Genomic DNA, 19,756 nt, shown 5'->3' with positions numbered 1-19,756 from the left:
CCAATGACGAATGTAGCAGTAGTGGTCTTGGATACGCTCAGGTATGATTACTTCGAGGACTATTTCGGCTGGCTAGACGGTACACGATTTACAACAGCATACTCCACTTCGCACTGGACAATACCTGCCCACGCATCTTTATTCACAGGCCTGTATCCGTCTGAGGCTGGTACTCACGCGAAGTCGCCGAGCTTAGAGTGCGACACGACTGTTCTTGCGGAACACCTCCGTCAAGAGGGCTATAAAACTCGGTTTTTTACTGGAAACGGAAATATCACTGCATGGCCAGGGTGGGAGCGAGGTTTCGATCATTTTGTTAAGCCGCGGGACCTAGACCCACAGTTTGAAAATTCAGTTGACTGGGATGCGTTCGACCAGAGAATCAACGCAAGCGGTCTAAGCCGGTATCTCCATGGACTGTGGTACTGTGTAACCGCTGATTCACCGACGTTCAGAAGTTTAAAACACGGCTACCGCCGTTTCAAAAAATCAAACGCCGATGGAGGGGGAGAAGCTATTCTGGATCGACTACAGAAGACGAACTTCCAGAACAACGGAGAGTTTCTTGCGGTGAATATCATGGAAACGCACACGCCCTATTACCCGCCATCAAATGAAGCAAATCCCATCCGAGTTTCCATCGGCCAAGCTTTCGCCGAGAATGTGACAGAGCCAGCCAAGGTCTGTTCGGCGTACGAGCAGTCAGTTATCTATCTATCGTCGGTTTATGAACGGATATACGAACAGCTCAACAAGGATTTTGATTACGTCATTACTCTCGGAGATCACGGCGAAATGCTTGGCGAACATGGTCTCTGGAACCACGGATACGGTTTATATCCGGAGCTAACCCAAATTCCGCTGGTTATTAGCGGCTCTGAGATTCCCGATACTACCAGATCAGAGCCGGTGAGTATTCTGGATGTCCACGCAACGATTGGATCACTCACCGGAATTGACGTTGGCGGGCGCGGCCAGAATCTACTTGATGACGATTTTCAGCCCCGTCATCGTCTCGTCGAGTATCATGGGTTCATGAACTCTCACCGGGAGCAATTCAAACGGGAGGGGGCCGCACTCGAAACGTTCGACAAGCGGGACAGTCCGCTGTACGGCATGGTCACTCCTGACGGGCGGTACGGCTACCAAGATCATGACGCAGGAGTACAATTCGTTGGAGAATCCATCAGCTCCTTTGAAGAAACACTACATGAAAAGCGAAAGTACTTAGATGAAGTTGATAATACCGCGGTAGAGCCTGACGAAACAGTAAAAAGTAGGCTGAAAGATCTCGGATACGCTTGATCACGCTGATCCCGTCTACAGTCTGAGTGACAGTCAGGAAGCCAATGTCATCAAGCCGTTGTGTGGCCGTTACTTGAGGAACAGGTTTATTTTATCGCTGCCCCCAGACCTGAGCATGAATACTACCGTCTCTGTTATTATTCCATATAGTTCTACTCATACCCCAAAGAACATGTTATTAGAGGCGAAAGAATCGGTTAAACAGCAATCCGTTCAGACAGAATTGATAGTCGTGGAAGACACAGACCAGCGTGGGCCGGCATGGGCTCGCAACGTCGGCCTTGAGCGGGCCGACACGAGATACGTTGCCTTTCTCGACGCGGACGATCTATGGGAACCCGACAAACTCGAACGGCAGCTAAAGCGAATGCACGAAACCGGGGCCGGACTGTGTGTCGAAGGGCAGCAGATGACGACAGGAGATTTCATTCAGAAGCTATTTGTTGGCCAGATCGGGTCGCTAACCCCCTCCATCCTACTTGATACCCATCAAACGGACGTACAATTTGAAGAATCACTTCAGCGACGAGAGGATCACCTCTTCATGCTCGAAGCAGCGCAAGATGCTGGTGTCTGTTTCTGTGAGGACATAGTAACGGTTCGAAAGCAAGAGAGCGGAGTATCAGCTACTACGGACTCCTCACTACGATTTGAAGCAGATTTACATTTTCTCTGGCTTGGCTGGCAGCGTATTTCAGAATATAAACTGCATTTCAGTGAGTTCGTTCACCAACTATATCACCGCCACGGGCGTCTAAAACATACAGAAGGCAACTTCCGTGAAGCAATATCATATCTGATAATAGCCACTCGAATTAGGGTGCGTCCAAAAACCGTTGCTGCTCTTTGTATCAGCGTAATATTTCTCTTATTTAAAATATTAGGTCTGGATGTGAGTAAATACAAATAGACGGTTCTTTTATATTTACTAGTTAGTTACAAATAACCAAGATCTTCGAGTCTATCTTTTGTCGATGAGTTCATTTGAACTGATTCACGTGGTATATCTGAGAATTCTGAGAAACGATTGCGCAATAGCTGTGAGAGTTCATCAACGGTATCTAAATAATCGTTTGAGACATCATTTTGTTCGCTAGGATCTGAATCGATATTATACAATTCTATTGTTCCATCCAATCCTTCGATAAGTTTCCACTCATCCGACCTAACTGATCGCAACGATCGATCGTACTCTTTCACGTCCGCAGGAACTTGCCCGACACGTTGTTCCAGTGCTTCTATGGATGGTTGGGGAGTGGCGTACTCTCCATGCACGTATTCACGTCCCCCACGCTCAAGCGCTTGCTGTAAACTTCGGCTTGAAGCGGCTTCATCGTCAGTTGATGCGTCCGCGACTTCCAGTAGTGTCGGAAACAGATCCCGGACCTCAACGAGACCATCAAATCGCTTACCTGCCGGGAATTTGTCCGGATACCGAACGAGCAGCGGAACATGAAGTAACGAATCGTAGAGACAATACTGATGATCCATCAGCCCATGATCACCAATGTTTTCGCCATGATCTCCAGCAATCACGATCATGGTCTCCTCAAGTAATCCACTCGTATCAAGGTAGTCGTACAGATTTCCGAGCCGATAATCGAGATAATTGAGTTCTGCCTTGTACAACGCTTCCAGCAGTTCAAAATCGGAATTATCCATTTGCACTTGATCACAGATATACTCCCAAGCGTTCTGGTTGAGGCCGTCGAAATCTGACTGATCAAGATGTTCGGGTAAGAACCTCGGCCGGAATTTCTCAGGCGGATCGTACTCTAAGTGCGGCTCCAGATAATTGGCGAAAATAAAGAATGGTCGGTCGTCGCTGCCGTAAGAAGATAGCCAGCGTCGAATCTTCCAATTCTTTAGTCTTGCACCTGAGTCATAGCGCTCCTTGAAAAACTTCGCGTAAAGGGCGTTGAGAATCGTTCGGTGGGCATCGCGCCTGAACAAACTCTTGCCGACTGCCACCCCTTGTTCAACGAGACCGTTTTTCTCCTTCGCGATCGCTTCGAGATCCACGCCGCCGTTGACGATCTTTAACCACGTGCTGAAGTGTTCGAACCCCCGTTGAAATCCGAATTCTGGAGCAACCCATGTGTTACTGGAGAATGCAGCAGTGCGATATCCGGACCTGTTGAGGAGTTGAGCTAATGGGGGGTAGTCTGGGTCAAATGATGTCGATCCTGCATGTGTTCCATGGTCAGAAGTATACCGACCAGAGAACATCGAGGCGTGAGATGGTAGTGTCCACGGAGCGGTGCTGAAGGCGTTCGTAAACAGCGTACCATCTTCGGCAATCCGGTAGAAGTTAGGCATCACCTCTGGATCATTATAGACCGTTTTTGCCCGGGCCGTATCCATCACAATAAATAGAATATTGGGTGTCGTAGCCATGCTTATCGTTGAAGAATTGTCTCGTACTGTTGCAGATATGCTTCCATAGAGTATTCATTTACGATTCGTTGGCGACTATTCTGTCCAATTTCGTCCATTAGATCGGGGTTCTCACGGAGTTCTAGAAGATAGTCTGCAATCTGTGACGGCGATTTCGGCTTGACGAGATACCCAGTCGTTTGGTGATCGACGATCTCCGGTACTCCTCCGACGTTCGTGGCGATAACGGGAGTCTCAGTGGCCATAGCTTCCTTGACTGAGCCAGGTATGCCCTCATTTTGAGATGGGAGAACAAACACATCGATCGAATTGTAGAAGCTCGGCATATCGTCAACCCACCCCTCAAACGTAACCACGTCCTCTATACCATTCGATGCGACGAGTCGTTCAAGACGATCGAGATACTCGGTGTCGTCCACGTCGGGCGGTGAGCCGGCAATTGAGAAGCGAATATCTGGATCGCTTTCGTTGATGCGTGTGGCCGCCGATATGAAATCCTCGACTCGTTTGCGCGGAGTAATCAAGGAGGCCATACCCACCCGAAATTCATTCTGCTTAGGGTTCGGGGATGGAGAAAATCGGTCAGTGTCTATACCTTTACTTATAATAGTCAATTTATCTCTGGCACGCCGAAGCTGAGACTCCGTGAAGATCCGTTCTGCCTGAACGGGGGATTCAATCAGAATTTCGTCGGTTGCACGAATTGCAGTTGTATTGAGATATCGTCTGAAACCAGTTGAAGGGTTTCCAAGCCCGATGTTCCAGAGGAGCCGTGCATCAGACAGTATCGAATACGGGATAATCGACAATAGCGCCCGGAGATTCTTACACCAGATCACGTCTGCGTCCCGTAGCACGGATCGAGCTTCAGCGTTGAACTGAAGCAGTCGAAAAGCAGAACGAGTTTTCAGGCTGATCGACCCGGTCAAAAGTGCTTCATTGTACGAGTCAAGGCTGCCGCGGAAGGGAACAATTTCGACGCGGATACCCTCTTTCCTTAGCTTTCGGGTGAGTGTGTCGTCTCGTTGAGCGAGCACAACAGGATTGATCGACCCCTGATCGATGGACGAAAGGAGCCGATACAGCATGTGGGAACCCCCTCCATAAGATCCTGAAGCAATGTGGAAAAAGACGACAGTGGATTCACTCATCGTTTATGCTGTTCACCAAGCAGTTTACAGAACGATGCAGACGGATACCGGCAGTCATTCTAGGTAGCCGAGGTCCGCAAGACGGTCACTGACTTCACTCTCCTCGTGGGCGGTTGCTCCCTGATCACTGTCTATCTTCCCTGCACGAGCTGTCGTAACGTCCGTCTCAGCCGGGGCAGTTCCTTCCTGAAAGATGTCAACTCGAGGATCGTCATCAAGATTCTGGGGGATAGATTGGCCGTGTAGATGTAAAAGAGTTGGAGCAATCTCTGTAATATCCATGCTACCTAGTTGTTCACCGGCTTTGATATCTGGTCCAGACGCAATGAATAGTCCAGTTTCTTTGTTTTCTCCCCGCCATCGATCAGGTGTTCCAAACGGAGCTACGTCGCCGATTTTTCCTTCAATGTGAACGCCAGGAGCCTGCCGAAGGAGAATGTCCGGACCGTCGGCACGAGCTGGGCCATCGTAAACCTCGCTAGAGGGGACGGCAGAGACTATTTCAGTGCCCTCGTGCTCAAGACCATCTAGCTTGCTTATCAATTCGTCTGTGATTTTCTCTCGTTCCGTTTCGTCTTCAGAAAGGACGTATACCGGACCTTGGCCACTGGCAACTGCCTTCGAAGCATCCCAGTCAATGACAGAAGCTTTCGCACCTTGGGTTACTGCTCCAGATTCATCAGGGAGGGCGTTCTGTATCCGGGAGGGAAGGAGGGTTCGCATGAACCACTCAATCCCGGCGTTAGCGAGAATCGGACGAACACGCTCGCGTGTCAGGCCAAATCGATAGAGAAGATCAGCAATTCCACCGGTTGTTTCGAGGTATCCTTGCTCTTCTAGCCACGCATTGATACGGAAGCTAACCTGAATCTCGTTAGAACCGTGATCAGACATTACAAACAACCGATCCATCTCGTCAGTCTCAAGTAGACGTTCGAGTCGCTGGTCAATTTTAGTCCAAGCCGCTTTGACGATCTCGTCGTCCCAGAAGAAGTGATGCAGAACGTTCAGATAAAAGACGGTGACGTGGATGAGTTCGTACTCGCCGTCAGTAAGCAAGTCTTCCACGATATCAAATCGATTATCGATTAACTCGTAGATTTCATCGATGCAGTCACTATCCGGGCTATCTACCGACAGTTCTCCAAGTTTCTCAGGATGTACTTTGTAGTCGTACTCCTCCTGTAGTTCCGTCTCGAGTTCAGCAGGAGACGTGTACCCGCTTTGCTCGGCGCCGGGACCACCAGCGATGTGAATCCCATCGATATCAGACGGTGGATAACTCGTTGGGAGGTTCACGACAGCAGAGCGTCCATCAAGGTAGTTCCAGTAGTGAGTGCCGTTGAAGTTCTCAGCGGAGCTGGTACTATAGATGTCATGTTCCTCGCGATCAATGTACTCCCACCAGAAAACGCCCAACTTTCCGGGATTCGTTCCCGTAGCGTAAGCTTGCCAATTGGGACACGTGACCGGGGGAACGCAACTCTGGAGATCAGATGAAACGCCGTCTTCGACGAGCTGTTCGATTGCAGGAAGCTCTCCCTCATCGATCCATCGATCGATGAGTTCAAATGAAGCTCCATCCAATCCAACAACAACCGTAGTCATTGCGGGGTCATTTCAGATATACCTACGTAACTATACCGATTCGCTTGACGAGTGGCGGTTGTCAGACGCGTCGTGAGAGCAGACAATAAAATAGCAAGAGAAGAGTGATATGGAACAAGAAATAGAGCCGATATCAAATAGTCGGGACCAGTCGACAATGGGAACATTCGTCGTCTCGCTGGATACCGAGTTCAGTTGGGGCTGCTTCGACACAGGAGATGTCGATCGTTACAAACAGGCCTATAGAAACACTCGAAGCGCCATTACCAGTCTCTGTGACCTTTTTGATCAGTACGAGGTTCCGGCAACTTGGGCACTCGTAATGCACCTGTTGGAAGATTGCTCCGGACACGAAGAGATGATATCTCCGGAGATAGATCGGGTTGATGATTGGTTCGATGCTTCTCCTTGCAGCTCAGGTATCGAGAAGGAACTTTGGTATGCCCCAGATGTCCTAACCGAGTTGAGATCCCGTGAAGTGGACCACGAAATCGGTCTTCACGGATACTCACACATGATCCTAGGAGAGCCAGGCTGCACACGTGAGGCAGCAGAAGCAGAGATACAAAAGGCTGTAGCGGTCGCTGAGGAGGCGGGAATTTCGCCACAGACGTTTATTTTTCCCAGAAACAAAATTGGCCATATAGACATTTTAGCAGAGCATGGGATCCAGAGCTACCGTGGTAAGGACGACCGTTGGTACGAATATCGCATCCCTGGGCCACTCCGCCGTCCGTTACGATTTGGAGATGAGTTCTTTTGTCGAACTCCACCAGTAGTGACACCTCAGAAAAAATCAGGTTTAGTAGAGGTGCCAGGGTCTCAGATATTCCGACCAGTCAACGATAAGTGGCAATACACACCCGCACGCACACAAGTCAAGCGAGCAAAGAAGGGACTCGATAGAGCTGCCAAAACTGGGAAAATTTTTCATTTATGGTTTCATCCGTTCAACGTCGCTACCGAACTTGAACGGCACTTGCAGTTGTTTGAGGAAGTTCTCAAATATGCGGCGCAGCTTCGTTCCGAAGGGAAAATACAGGTCCAGACTATGGCGGACCTCGCAGAGCGTGCATGATGCTCACCGATTCGAATCCAAAAGGTCAGCATATACCGATGCGTAATCGTCCTGCATCCGAGTCATAGAGAACTGTTGTGCTCGCTTCCGACTGGCCATGCCAAAGCGCTCACGTAACTCTGGAGAGGTAGCAAGGCGGGCAATTGCGTCTGAGAGAGCGTTTGTGTTTCCAGGTTCGATCAGAATACCATTTGTTTCGGGATCTACCTGTTCCGGAATTCCAGCGATGTCGGTCGCCACAACCGGTAACCCGGCTGCCATCGCCTCGATAATGACGAACGGCGTGCCTTCCCGAAATGACGGGAGCACCAGCATATCGCAAGCGGCCATGACAGCAGGTATGTCGTCGCGGTAACCAAGCAAGTGGACTGTTTCCTCAAGTCCGCGCGCCTCAATTTCGGACGAAAGTTCGTCAGACAATGGCCCATCACCGGCAATCAAAATAGAAACACCATCCACAGCAAGCTCTTCGGTGGCATCGAGGAGGACCTCAAACCCTTTCCCACGAGCTAGCCGGCTGACCATCAGTACTTGGACCTCCGAGTCTGGAAGATCTGATGCTGGATAACCGCTGCTAAACTTGTCGAGATCGATCCCATACCGAATCGTTTGATACTGTTCGGGGCGACCGATCCCACGGGAAAGGTACTCCTCAGAGATAATATCGGCTATTGATATTATCGCATCGGTCCAAGGAGCTGCAGCAACCTCGGAGCGTTCGACAAACCAGTTGAGGAGGTTATTTCGGTCCTCTGAGAATGGCACACCATGGATGGTGTGGACCACATTTGATGTCCCAGCGAGTCTAGCTGCTGCCCGTCCGATAATTCCGGCTTCAGTACTGTGAGTGTGAACGATATCAAAGTCGTTCTGGCGAATGAAGTTGGCCACAGAAAGCACTGCAGGCGCTGCCGTAATCGGATTGTAATGCCTGATCAGGTTGAACTGTTTAGTGTCGGCGCCTTCTTTCTGAAGAAGTTCGACGTACTGGTGATCAACCTCAGACCCGTACCCGACAGTGACGTTGTATCCGTCCAATTCGGTAGCAATTGGTATGAGACCATTAACTGCGCCTCCGCCGATAAGTCTCGTAATAAGATGAAAAATACGTGGATTCGACGACATCAAGCCAGTCTCGGGATTCCATCAATAAAGATGGTATGGTCGGCCGAAGAGCGTCTGTAGTACAAGAACAAATAAAGCTGGTATCTCGAATCCAGTTATGGAATATCAGAGAGTAAACCTCAGAGCAGAAGAATTATTACGAAGAAACGCCCTTTCAGTTGTTAAGAAATGGCTACTCTTATTACCGGAGGAGGGGGTTTCATTGGCTCCCACCTTGTCGACTTATTACGCGAAGAAACTAACGAATCCATTATTATTCTTGATAATTTTTCTACCGGAACAAAAGATAATATTGCCGGATTCGACCGTGTTGAAGTCATCAACGGTAGCGTCTGTGAATCAGATATCGTCGATGGCGCCGTATCACGAGCGACTGAAGTGTATCATCTCGCTGCTGCGGTCGGTGTCGAGAAGATTGTCGACAATCCTCTCGATTCGCTCCAGACGAATCTGGAGGGGACCGAAAACGTCCTCGAAGCCGCTGCCGAGCATCAGGTCCCGACGTTCATCGCATCGTCGTCAGAAGTGTACGGTAAATCGACTGCAGTCCCGTTTGCCGAATCCGACAACCGCATCCTCGGACCGACGACGAGCCCGCGGTGGAGTTACGCTTCCGCGAAGGCCGTCGACGAGGCCTACGGGCTGGCATATCACGACGCCGAAGACCTGCCGGTCGTCGTCGGTCGATACTTCAACATCGTCGGGCCGCGCCAATCCGGCCAATACGGCATGGTGATTCCGACGTTCGTCGAGCAGGCCCTCGCGGGCGAGCCACTGACTGTCTACGGTGACGGCACGCAGACGCGTAGTTTCACCCACGTCGAGGAGGCCGTTCGCGCGACCTACGAGCTGCTGCACGACCCCGACGCCCACGGCGAGGTGTTCAACGTCGGCGCACCACAACCGACGAGCATCAACGACCTCGCAGAGCGCGTGATCGAACTCACGGGCTCAGAGTCCGAGATCGAACACATTCCCTACGAGGTCGCCTACGACGAGGACTTCGAGGAGCCCCAGCAGCGAGAGCCCGACGTATCGCAGCTCGAAGCGACGCTCGGCTGGCGTCCCGAGACGGAGCTCGATCGCATCCTCGAAGACGTCATCGAAGAACGCCGAGAGCCGACGGTTCCGGAGGCAGCAGAATGAACGGCGTCCGGGATCGGATCATTCGTGCCGACGCGACAGTCGCAGTTGTCGGTCTCGGATACGTCGGTCTCCCGCTCGCGTGTCACTTCTCGGAGGCCGGCTTCGATGTCGTCGGATTCGACATCGATCTCGACCGCGTCGAACAGCTACGTGACGGCACCTCGTACGTCGAAGACATCGACGACGAGACAGTACAGCAGGCGATCGATCAGGGGTTCGAGCCCACGACGTACGCGAATGCTCTCGAAGAATCAGACGCATTCCTCGTTGCCGTACCGACAGGCGTAGAACAGTCAGAGCCAGATATGAGCGCTGTACGGAAGGCAACAAAGAGCGTTGCAGAAAATGCTCCCGACCGCGAGGTGCTGTTCGTTGGCTGTAGTACCGTGTATCCCGGAGCAACCGAGGAGATCATCCGACCGACTCTCCGTGAAAACGGCCGGAGGCCTGGAGAAGACACGCTCGTCGCGTTCGCGCCTGAACGAATCAATCCTGGCGGATCGTACGACTTCGAAGAAATTCCCATTGTGGTTGGAGGGGACTCCGACGAGGAACGAGACGCTGCGACGACGCTGCTTGAGGCCGTCGTCGAAGAGACGGTTCCAGTCGAGTCGACTGGCGCGGCCGAGCTGACAAAGGTCGTTGAAAATACCTACCGAATGGTGAACATTGCGCTGGTCAACGAGGTCGCAAAGCACGCCGAGGAGATTGGGATCGACGCCCGTGGAGCGATCGAAGCCGCCGGAACGAAGCCGTTTGGCTTTCAAGCGTTCTCCCCGGGCCCCGGCGTCGGCGGTCACTGCATCCCGGTCGACCCGCAATTCCTTACTTGGCAAGGCCGCCAAGACGGTCGGAAGCTCGATCTGGTCGAACAAGCACACGCTATCAACGAATCGATGCCGAATCACGTCGTCGACAGCGTCGAAACCGCTCTTGCAGCACGGGGACAGTCGCTGGACGGGTCATCTCTGCTGGTTCTCGGTGTTAGCTACAAACCGAATGTCGGTGACGTTCGGAACTCGCCAGCGCTCGATATTACTAATTCGTTGTCAAGTCGTGGAGCGACCACAAAACTGGTTGATCCACAGGTTGACCGAGTTACAATCGACGGGGCGACTATCGAACCCGATAATCAAATAGATCCTGAGACAGTCCAAGAAGTAGACACCGTACTGCTCCTTGTCGATCACGATACATTCGAGTACGAGACAATCAGTGGTGCCGAACTCGTAGTGGATACACAAGCGGTGATACCTGACGAATTCGGCGGGGCTGTCGTCCGGTTGGGAGACGGTCGCACTACCGAGTGGCGTTCTGAACAGGTCTCGACTGCACCGCAGACATCATCAAAGTGACGACCAACAGTATAGAAATCACATAGCCCAAAAGGTCAGAAGAAGAAGTCTTTTCACCGCGTTCGAATCAGGACGTGTATGCAGGAAATCGCCCCAGAGGGGCAACGAATTCTTGTTACGGGAGGAGCTGGATTCATCGGAAGCCATCTCGTTGATGCGCTCGTCGAGAACAACGACGTTCGCGTGCTCGATAACCTCTCGACCGGTCAGAGGGACAACGTTCATTCAGAGGCTACATTAGTCGAAGGCGATATCCGAGACGGAGAAACGCTCGAAACCGCGCTCTCGGACATCGACCTCGTCTTCCACGAAGCAGCACAGGTGAGCGTTCAGCGATCTGTCGAAGTTCCCGAAAAGAGCTTCGAGATCAACACTCGGCCGACACTTCAGATTCTCGAGCGAGCACGAACAGACGATATCAGAGTGATACTTGCCTCCAGTTGCGCGATTTATGGCGACCCCGACTACGTGCCGATCGACGAGGAGCATCCGCCCTCACCCAGTTCGCCGTACGGACTGGAAAAGCTGACTATCGATCGGTATGCCCGACTCTATAACGACCTCTACGGTGTCGAGACGGTTGCACTCCGCTACTTCAACGTGTACGGCCCTCGTCAGACAGCAGGAGATTACAGCGGCGTGATCAGCATCTTCGTCGATCAAGCAACAGAGGGAGACGACATTACAGTAGAAGGCGACGGAGAACAGACGAGAGACTTCGTACACGTCGACGACGTAGTTCGCGCAAATCTACTCGCAGCACGAACCGACGCGGTCGGTGAAGCATTCAACATCGGTACTGGTTCTAGCGTCACGATTCGAGAACTGTCTGACATGATTCAAGAGGTCGCTAAGTCGAATTCTGATATCGTTCACGTCGATCCGCGTTCTGGAGATATCGGTGAAAGCAGAGCAGAGATCGACAAAGCACAGACAAAGCTCGGATTCGATCCAAGGACGACTCTGAGAGAAGGGTTAGAGTCGCTTATCGACGAGTAATAATAATTTAGTTGAATGTAACTCCCTAGAAAGTGCTGCCTCTCTTAATTAGAACCACCAAACGAGACAAGATCGGCAACCACCTTCGAGATCTGTCGCACGACGATCCGAAGGTCGTAAAAGAACGACTGATTCCGTACGTACTGGAGATCGTGTTGAAGTTTCTTTTTTGGCTCGTGACCGGTGGCATCGTTGATTTGAGCACGACCAGTCAGGCCAGGTTTCACGAACCACCGCTGTCGCCACGCATCAGCCTCGGCTTCGTACTCTGGTTCCAGTTCGGTGATCGCAGGACGTGGTCCGACAACACTCATGTCGCCGACTAAAATCGACCACAGCTGAGGAATCTCGTCGAAGTGCGTTGTTCGGAGGAATTCTCCGAGAGGAGTGCGCCTGTCTTGGTCAATATCGAGGTCGACATCGTCGTCAACTGGCTTGAGTGTTCGAAACTTTCGGACTGTGAACGTATTTCCGTATAGGCAAGTTCGTTCTTGATTGAAGAAAACTGGCCCCTCACCTTCGAAATTGATCGCCAGAATGATGAGGCCAATCATCGGAGAGAGCACCACCAGCGCAGTTCCAGCGAACGCAATGTCGAACACCCGCTTGAACAGGTAGTCCTGTGCGTTCCACGGTTCCAGTTCGACATCGGCCAGCGTACCGACAGCATCCTCTTCGGTCAGTATCGTGTCGGCGAACTCGCGGTGGACCTTCGCTGTGACGCCGTACTCGTGGCAGGTATCGAGCACCCCGAAACACTCGGCTCGGTCGGGTTCGTGGAAGGCCAACACGACGGTGTCGATATCAAGATCCACGAGTGCGTCTTCAAGTCGAGACAGGCCACCAAGTCGTTCAAGATCTTCCACGCCGCCGTCAGCGATAGCCTTCGATGCTGTGACGTTCTCGGTGGCTGTCCCATCGCCGCTGGCGAACACGCTCGTCGGGGAAAGATACCCTAGTAGCGGCAGTGACGTTTCGGCCGAAAGCGTCGAGATCTGATTAGGATCGTCACCGACGATCAAGACGCGTTCGGCATCGCCGTGTGGCCATCGGTGGATCCACACGAACCACGCAGGGATGGCGACCGACAGCGCACTGACGGTGAGGAGAAGGGTCGTCCGTGGAATGCCGGACACCCAGTCGAAAAAGCCCACCGTCGCAAGCGCGAGGCCGGCGACGACGACCCGCTTGAGCGAGATGGAAACTGTGTCGAGACTCCGCCGTGGGCGAGGCCGATACAGCGGGAGCAGACTGGCGAGAACCACGAGAGCCGTCAGTGAGAGCGTTTGGACGAAAGGAACACCGTTCTGAGAGACTGGACTGAACCGACTCATCAGCGGGACGGACGCCGTTGCGAGTTCCTGCAAAGCGGGCGTATTCGAGACGAAAACGGCCCCAACAGTAAGCAACAGCGCTCCGGTCACCGCAGTGATCCGGTAGCGCCATCCAGTGAGCATTCAATCGTTCAACCGTGTCGGGCTACTATAACGTCTTTGAAAATACTGACCAACGCACCGTCACGTGAACGGCTCAGGTGATTAGGAGCGAGTGTTCTTCATCCGAAACGATCGTGCGAAATTCGTGATCGACACCGACCCCTCTCGTGGCACGGCACTCGAATCTGGAAAGCATTTAATGGGCCCGAAAAAGCATCGGCTATGAACGACGCTGGTGAACAATGAAGATCCTCGACGAGAACGGCAATCTCTTCGGCCGTGTCAACGTCGTCGACGCGCTCGTCGTGCTGGTAGTCCTCGCTGTGGCAACCGCCGGCGCGACGCTTGTACTCGGTGTCAGCTCCGAGCCAACTGGCGGTGCAGACGGCGATTCGACGCCGAACACCACGATCCGATACGCGACGCTTGATCTCGGCAATCAGCCGGACGAAATTGTCGATGGCCTCGAGACAGGCGATAACATGGATGTCAACGGGCCCAGCAACCTCACGATCACTGACGTACATGCGACGCCGGTCGCCAATATCGGGAACAACAAAGATACACATCTGACCATCCGCGCGAGACTCACCGGCACCGAGAATAGCGACGGATTCGTCTTCGGGGAAAAACGGCTTCAGCTCGGACAGAGTCTCACGCTCGACACAAGTGACTACTCGGTCAAGGGCAGCGTCACCGCACTCGCCTCCGAAAACGGATCGATCGAGATCGACCGGACGCCCGTCGTGCTTGAGACGAAACTCGATGCCGCTACTTCCGAGGCGATCGAGGTCGGCGACGAACACCGACTGAAAAATGAGACGATCGCTACGGTACGAAACGTCACCGCCTATCCCATAGCCGAGAACACCCGCCGGGTGTTCGTCGGGCTCGAACTCGCAACGATCGAACGCGGAGACGCTCCGTCGTACGCCGGTCAAGAAGTTAGTCTTGGAACAAACGTCGCATTCCGAACTGACGCGTACGACCTAGCCGGAACTGTGGTCCGACGCGGAAGCACCGTAGAATACGGCGACCCAACCACGACAACCGCGACACTCCAACTCGAAAGCATCAGTCCCGAATTCGCAGAGAGTTTGGAGGCAGGAATGGCCGAAGCTGAGCGAAATGAGACGCTGGCGACGATCCAGAGCGTCGGTATCCAGCCCGCGGGAGTCATACTGAAGAGTAACGACGGCAACATCTACCTGCGCGATCACCCCACCAAAAAGGACGTCACGCTCACGGTCGAGTTGACGACGCGACAGACAGACTCTACGCTGCGCTTCCACGGTCGCCCGATTCAGGAAGGCAACACAATCACACTTGACCTTCCGGATCGGACGTTCGACGCCGAGATCACCGAGTTCCAGTAATCACTAACCCGAATCATCTCGTTGCCACTTGCTTTGGCACGAGAACACGCAGGTGTTGACTGCAAGTGTTCCAACATCCTTTTCTTGGACACAACAACACAGATCACTAATGCAAATTCTCGTCACGGGCGGCGCGGGCTTCATCGGCGGCCATCTCGCCGAGTCCTTCGCCGGCGCGGGCCACGATGTCACCGTTCTCGACAACCTCGATCCCTACTACGATACGGGCATCAAGCAACACAATATCGACGCCTCACAACAGGCAGCGAACAACTCAGGGGGCAGTTACGAGTTCGTAGAGGGCAGCGTCACCGACCAAGACACCGTCACTGACCTCGTCGACGATACCGACGCGATCTACCACCAGGCCGCACAGGCCGGCGTCCGGACGAGCGTCGACAACCCCCGCAAACCGCACGATATCAACGTCGACGGGACGCTCAACGTCCTCGACGCCGCACGCGACAGCGACATCGAACGTGTCGTACTCGCCAGTTCCTCTTCTGTGTACGGCAAACCCGAATACCTCCCCTACGACGAGGACCACCCGACGAATCCGGTCAGTCCCTACGGCGTCTCGAAGCTCGCGGCCGAGCAGTACGCGCGCGTCTACGCCGAACTGTACGACCTCCCGACCGTCTCGCTGCGCTACTTCACCGTCTATGGCCCACGAATGCGCCCGAATATGGCGATGACGAACTTCGTCTCGCGCTGCCTGAACGGGAAACCGCCCGTGATCTACGGCGATGGCGAGCAGACGCGCGATTTCACGTACATCGACGATATCGTCCGGGTCAATCAGCAACTCCTGACCGACGACAGCGCCGACGGCGAGATCATAAACGTCGGCAGCACGGACAACATCGACATCGAGACGCTCGCGGAAGTGGTTCAGGACGAGCTCGCACCCGAACTCGAACTGGAGTACGACGAAGCCCGAACGGGCGACGCCGAGCACACCCACGCCAACGTCTCGAAGGCTAACGCCCTGCTTGGCTACGAGCCGACCGTCGACATCCGCGAGGGGGTCGCGCAGTTCATCGAGTGGTATCAGGACAACCGCGAGTGGTACGAGCCGCTCGTGCTGAACTCATAAACACGAAAGCGCCTACCGAGTGGTCTTTTCTCCGCCGTCACTGCGAGAGAGACGGAGAACCTGTCACTACTTTCGAGAGGAAGCGCCGCCGTCAGTATCGAATCGTCGCATCCAGAATACCTGCAGTCTGTCCGATCCCGACGAGTACGAGGCCTGCGAGCAGCGCCCACTCCGTCGACGCGACGAGCCCGCCAAGGTACAGTACAGTACCGAGCATGCTCCCGATCGCGCCGCCCGTGTAGACCCACGTCCCCTCAGTAACGCGCCGACCGGTGTCGACGAACCCGATCGCAGGGAGCACCATCCAGCCGACCAGCGCGACGGTCAGGAGGACCCCGCTATCCGGGTCGAGCAAGAATCCGACGACGCCCGAGAGCGTGACGACCGTCCCGAGGGCGATGACACGCCACCAGACGAGGAGCGTTCCCGATCGCATGTCAGGACGCCCAGTCACCGCGAAGCCAGCGAGCAGGACGCTCATCACGACCAGCGCGATGAAGATCGTGCGGTCTGCGACGACGCCGACCTGCGCAGCGGCGACGAACATCCACGCGAGCGGTACCAACAGTGACGGTCCGAATTCGCGGGCGCGGCGGAACATGCCCGGTCGTTCGGTCGCCAGACCAAATGTAATGGTGGTTCAGGAGTAGACGAGTTTACTCTCGAATACTCACCTACTGATCACGTTCGCCTCGTACTCACTGGCACGAACCCGTAGCGGAAACCACCCCTCCTCGTCGATCCCCAGCAACGCCTCCGAATATCCGTCTTCATCATTCCCTGCCTTGGCAGTCCGAATCCAGTTCACCTCGCGCTCACTCAACCCGAACCACTCAGCCAACTTCCCGGCTTCCTCGTCGACGCGATGCAACAGCGTCATCGAACAGAGACTGGCAATCGTGCGCGCCTCCGGCGTCAAGGAGAACTCGCCGCCAGTCTGCGTAATGAAGTGCAAGGAGAGGTCGTAGTGGCGAGAGTGTCGAACTGCGGTCTCTAAGAACGACAACGATGTCGCATCGGCCATCAGATAGTGGGCCTCGTCGATGGCGAAGATGACGTTCTTCTCGGTGCCCTTCGCACGCTCGTAGACGGCGTTGAACAGCACCTGCATCATCAGACTCGTCTCAGAGCGCCCACGGGTTCCTTCGTCCTGGTGGAGGTCGAGGTAGATCACTGGCGAGTCGAGGTCGAACGATGTCGGTTGGGCGAGATTGGAGAGGTCGCCGTTCTCGGAAAAGGAGGGCCGGAGATCCTTCAACAGCGATTTGGCGTCGTCCTTGACGCTTTCTCGTTCGGCGTCAGTCGCATATCCGAACTCACTGGGGTTCTCGAGGAACGTTTCGAGGACGCCGATGACATCCCTGATCGTCGGTGAGTCGTTGCCGTGGGTCTCTGGATCGCGTGTGATCCCATACCGCTCGTAGGCGACTTGCACTGCCCGGCGCAGCGTCTGCTTTCGCTCGGCGAGTGGGTTCGTAGCGACGTGGGTGAAGAACGTCTCGAAGAACGTGAGTACCCACGAAATCTGTTCGGCCCACGGATCCAAGTCAGACACCGACTGCAGGACGTGCTCGGGCGTCGCCTGTATATCGAGCGGGTTGAATCCACGCGTCCCGCCGACGGTGATACGTTCGCCACCCAACGCATCGTTGACGCCGGCAAAGCCAGCAAGGGGATCGAGCATGACGATCACGGTGTCCGGATCGTACATCGCTCGACGGACGAGTTGAAGTTTCGTCGAGAACGATTTCCCGGCGCCGAGTTTCCCGATGACCATCGTACAGTAGCCGGTTTCGCGGTTGAACCGATCGAGAATCATCGGGCTCTCGTTGAGCGCATATGTCCCGTACTCGATGCCGGGTTCGGCGAACGTCCCCGCGACGAAGGGGAACATCGCGCCGACGGCGCCGCTGAGCATCGGCGTCTTCGCGTCGAGCGAGTGATTGAGTTGATCGACGCCGACGGGACTTGCCGACGTGAGCGTGTCGAGTTGGGACCACCGCGGCGTCACGGGCGTGAGATTCGCCGGCGAGCTTCGTGCGAGCTGTTCGACCGATCGCGTATCGACCTCCTCGGGGGCGTCCCCGCGAGCCGTGAGATACATCGAGGCGTCAAAGGCCCGCGTCGACGTATTCCGAAGCACGTCGTAGAGTTCGCGGTAGTCGTCGAGATCCTTCCTGACGCCACGGGCACCCGCCCTGCGCTTTTCGTTCAGATACTCATAATCCGCTTCGAGGTCCTCGATCTGGTTCTCCAGTGAGTCGAGCGTGGCGTGTGTCTCGCGCGGGTCGAGATGGATCGAGATGTCGGTCGTTCTCGTCTCGGGTGAGGAATAGAGCGTCTCGTAGAGGCCGTCGGTCGGGGCGTCCGGAAACTCGGTGATCCAGAGCGTCTTCGTCCAGTGGTCGCCCGTTCTGACGGCGTTTGCACGTTCCTCGATACTCGACGGTGCGACGACCGATTGATGCGTCGCGGACACGTCCGTGAGCGGGCGCTGGCTCGGGTCGTACTCGACCGTGGTGTCAGTGCGAGACGGAGAACGTTCGGTGGTCTCGCTCGTCTCCTCAGAGGCATCCTCGGTTGTCGCGGTGTCTTGGTCGGTAGTCTCGTCGGCATCGTCTGGATCGGCCGACACACCCGGCCGAATCGACGATAGCAGTGAGCGGATCATTCGGACTTCCCTCCAACGACTGGACGCGTCCGAAGCGCCGAACGCAGATTGCCGTACTCGATAGGTTCTCCGGACCAGAACTCGCCGAGGAGTTGCGTCGCATCGTCAGCGTCGATTTGGTGGGCACCACAGCCGTCCATCTCCCGAAGACCGGCTTCGACGCGCTGGAGCCGTCCGGACAGCGCGGTGAGCATCGCCTCGTGGCGTTCCGCAGAACGTGGGGCGAACCACGCTCTGAGTAGAAGCCCGATCACTGGAATACGTGCGACCTTCTGCGTGAGGCTTTCTCGCTCGAACTGGACTTCTTCGGGCGCGACAGAGACGATGACGTAGTGATCTCGGATCGTCATGCGACGCTCTTCGAGATCGGTCCGGTACCACTCGACGTACTCGTCGATCAGCGCCTCCAGTTGTGGATTCGCCTGTACGTCGGGATCCGTACGTCTGTCCTCGTAGTGAGCGAGGTACTCCTCGACCGGGAAGTCTCGTGTGGTCGAGTAGAGCTGGATGGGAAACTCGATGACGGTATCGAGAAAGTCCGCAAAGGCACGTGACTGTGTGCGCCACTGGTCGGTCGTCGCAAGCGCCATCGATGGGGGATCAACTTGCACGAGCCCGAACAGCGTTCCATCTGTTCGTTCGAGGACGCCGTCGTCGGGGTAGACGCGTTTGAGGTGCGTGTACTCCGTTGTCTCCACGTGGGCGTGTTGTGTCTCACGTCGCTGGAAGCCGAGGAACGTCCCGATCCAGTCCATGCTCGTCGTGTAGGTCGGCGTGAGGTAGACGAACAGCGCGCCGACGGCGATCCCGGCGCCTGCGAACGGGAGTGTCAGCGTCTGGACGGAGATGCCCGCGAGACTCGCCTCGGGTGGCACGACGACCTGTGCCAACAGGATCACCACGACGCCGGGGAAGAGCCCGACTGCGAGGTCGCTCAGCGTATATTTCCCGAATAGTTGTGTGTCTGTGCCGATCGAAGACGGAATTCGTTTGGTTGGATCGTTCGTACTCAT

16 protein-coding genes are annotated in these 19,756 nt (G+C 54.7%); 8 read left to right on the top strand and 8 right to left on the bottom strand.

Annotated features, from left to right (window positions below; all coding sequences use genetic code 11):
- Positions 1 to 3 precede the first annotated feature (3 nt).
- Together CRO01_RS11970 and CRO01_RS11965 are read left to right on the top strand one after the other, a co-directional pair.
- Positions 4 to 1,305, top strand: a complete 1,302-nt coding sequence (locus tag CRO01_RS11970) for a sulfatase-like hydrolase/transferase (RefSeq protein ID WP_097009387.1) — start codon at positions 4 to 6, stop codon at positions 1,303 to 1,305.
- Positions 1,306 to 1,420: 115 nt separating this feature from the next.
- Positions 1,421 to 2,215 carry a glycosyltransferase family 2 protein gene (locus CRO01_RS11965; RefSeq protein ID WP_097009386.1) on the top strand — a complete coding sequence of 265 codons (795 nt, stop codon included), beginning with the start codon at positions 1,421 to 1,423 and terminating at the stop codon, positions 2,213 to 2,215.
- Positions 2,216 to 2,241: 26 nt separating this feature from the next.
- Here the strand turns inward: CRO01_RS11965 and CRO01_RS11960 are convergent, their stop codons facing one another.
- Genes CRO01_RS11960 through CRO01_RS11950 form a run of 3 tightly spaced genes read right to left on the bottom strand, consistent with a single transcriptional unit; the run spans position 2,242 to position 6,461 of the window.
- Positions 2,242 to 3,702 carry a sulfatase family protein gene (locus CRO01_RS11960; protein WP_097009385.1) on the bottom strand — a complete coding sequence of 487 codons (1,461 nt, stop codon included), beginning with the start codon at positions 3,700 to 3,702 and terminating at the stop codon, positions 2,242 to 2,244.
- 2 nt (positions 3,703 to 3,704) lie between these two features.
- The gene (locus tag CRO01_RS11955; protein WP_097009384.1) at positions 3,705 to 4,853 is read right to left on the bottom strand and encodes a glycosyltransferase family 4 protein; all 1,149 of its coding nucleotides are present in this window, start codon (positions 4,851 to 4,853) and stop codon (positions 3,705 to 3,707) included.
- Between the two features lie 54 nt (positions 4,854 to 4,907).
- Positions 4,908 to 6,461: an alkaline phosphatase family protein gene (locus CRO01_RS11950; RefSeq protein ID WP_097009383.1), complete on the bottom strand. Its 1,554-nt coding sequence runs from the start codon at positions 6,459 to 6,461 to the stop codon at positions 4,908 to 4,910.
- A 157-nt stretch (positions 6,462 to 6,618) separates the two neighbouring features.
- Between CRO01_RS11950 and CRO01_RS11945 the strand changes: the two genes are divergently transcribed.
- Positions 6,619 to 7,539 (top strand): polysaccharide deacetylase family protein, encoded by a 921-nt coding sequence (locus tag CRO01_RS11945; RefSeq protein ID WP_179747474.1) that lies wholly within the window; start codon positions 6,619 to 6,621, stop codon positions 7,537 to 7,539.
- A gap of 3 nt (positions 7,540 to 7,542) precedes the next feature.
- On the opposite strand, the gene CRO01_RS11940 is transcribed toward CRO01_RS11945, so the two are convergent.
- Positions 7,543 to 8,664, bottom strand: coding sequence for a glycosyltransferase family 4 protein (locus CRO01_RS11940; RefSeq protein ID WP_097009381.1), 1,122 nt, complete (start codon positions 8,662 to 8,664; stop codon positions 7,543 to 7,545).
- A 168-nt stretch (positions 8,665 to 8,832) separates the two neighbouring features.
- Here CRO01_RS11940 and CRO01_RS11935 point away from each other — a divergent pair, with 168 nt between their 5' ends.
- The 3 genes from CRO01_RS11935 (at position 8,833) to CRO01_RS11925 (ending at position 12,164) form a co-directional block, all read left to right on the top strand.
- Entirely contained in the window at positions 8,833 to 9,810 is a 978-nt protein-coding gene (locus tag CRO01_RS11935; protein ID WP_097009380.1) for an NAD-dependent epimerase/dehydratase family protein, read from the top strand.
- The gene (locus CRO01_RS11930; protein ID WP_097009379.1) at positions 9,807 to 11,165 is read left to right on the top strand and encodes a nucleotide sugar dehydrogenase; all 1,359 of its coding nucleotides are present in this window, start codon (positions 9,807 to 9,809) and stop codon (positions 11,163 to 11,165) included. Before CRO01_RS11935 ends, CRO01_RS11930 begins: the two co-directional genes overlap by 4 nt.
- Before the next feature lie 78 nt (positions 11,166 to 11,243).
- A complete protein-coding gene (locus tag CRO01_RS11925; RefSeq protein WP_097009378.1) occupies positions 11,244 to 12,164 on the top strand; it encodes an NAD-dependent epimerase/dehydratase family protein in 921 nt (306 codons plus the stop codon).
- A 44-nt stretch (positions 12,165 to 12,208) separates the two neighbouring features.
- Here CRO01_RS11925 and CRO01_RS11920 read toward each other — a convergent pair whose 3' ends face one another.
- Complete coding sequence (locus tag CRO01_RS11920; RefSeq protein ID WP_310731937.1) at positions 12,209 to 13,588, bottom strand: sugar transferase; 1,380 nt, start codon at positions 13,586 to 13,588, stop codon at positions 12,209 to 12,211.
- Positions 13,589 to 13,842: 254 nt separating this feature from the next.
- Here CRO01_RS11920 and CRO01_RS11915 point away from each other — a divergent pair, with 254 nt between their 5' ends.
- Together CRO01_RS11915 and CRO01_RS11910 are read left to right on the top strand one after the other, a co-directional pair.
- Positions 13,843 to 14,976 (top strand): DUF4330 family protein, encoded by a 1,134-nt coding sequence (locus CRO01_RS11915; protein WP_097009376.1) that lies wholly within the window; start codon positions 13,843 to 13,845, stop codon positions 14,974 to 14,976.
- Between the two features lie 109 nt (positions 14,977 to 15,085).
- Complete coding sequence (locus CRO01_RS11910) at positions 15,086 to 16,072, top strand: SDR family oxidoreductase (protein WP_097009375.1); 987 nt, start codon at positions 15,086 to 15,088, stop codon at positions 16,070 to 16,072.
- A 91-nt stretch (positions 16,073 to 16,163) separates the two neighbouring features.
- Here CRO01_RS11910 and CRO01_RS11905 read toward each other — a convergent pair whose 3' ends face one another.
- The 3 genes from CRO01_RS11905 to CRO01_RS11895 all read right to left on the bottom strand — a co-directional run bounded on the left by CRO01_RS11905 (position 16,164) and on the right by CRO01_RS11895 (position 19,756).
- Positions 16,164 to 16,673, bottom strand: coding sequence for a hypothetical protein (locus tag CRO01_RS11905; RefSeq protein WP_097009374.1), 510 nt, complete (start codon positions 16,671 to 16,673; stop codon positions 16,164 to 16,166).
- Positions 16,674 to 16,742: 69 nt separating this feature from the next.
- Positions 16,743 to 18,743 carry a VirB4 family type IV secretion system protein gene (locus tag CRO01_RS11900; RefSeq protein ID WP_097009373.1) on the bottom strand — a complete coding sequence of 667 codons (2,001 nt, stop codon included), beginning with the start codon at positions 18,741 to 18,743 and terminating at the stop codon, positions 16,743 to 16,745.
- Positions 18,740 to 19,756 (bottom strand): hypothetical protein, encoded by a 1,017-nt coding sequence (locus CRO01_RS11895; RefSeq protein WP_097009372.1) that lies wholly within the window; start codon positions 19,754 to 19,756, stop codon positions 18,740 to 18,742. Before CRO01_RS11895 ends, CRO01_RS11900 begins: the two co-directional genes overlap by 4 nt.

It is taken from the genome of Natronoarchaeum philippinense (genome assembly GCF_900215575.1).
Taxonomy (GTDB): Archaea; Halobacteriota; Halobacteria; order Halobacteriales; family Natronoarchaeaceae; genus Natronoarchaeum; species Natronoarchaeum philippinense.
Note: the sequence above shows the minus strand (reverse complement) of the source record. Positions and strands in the feature narration are given on the sequence as shown.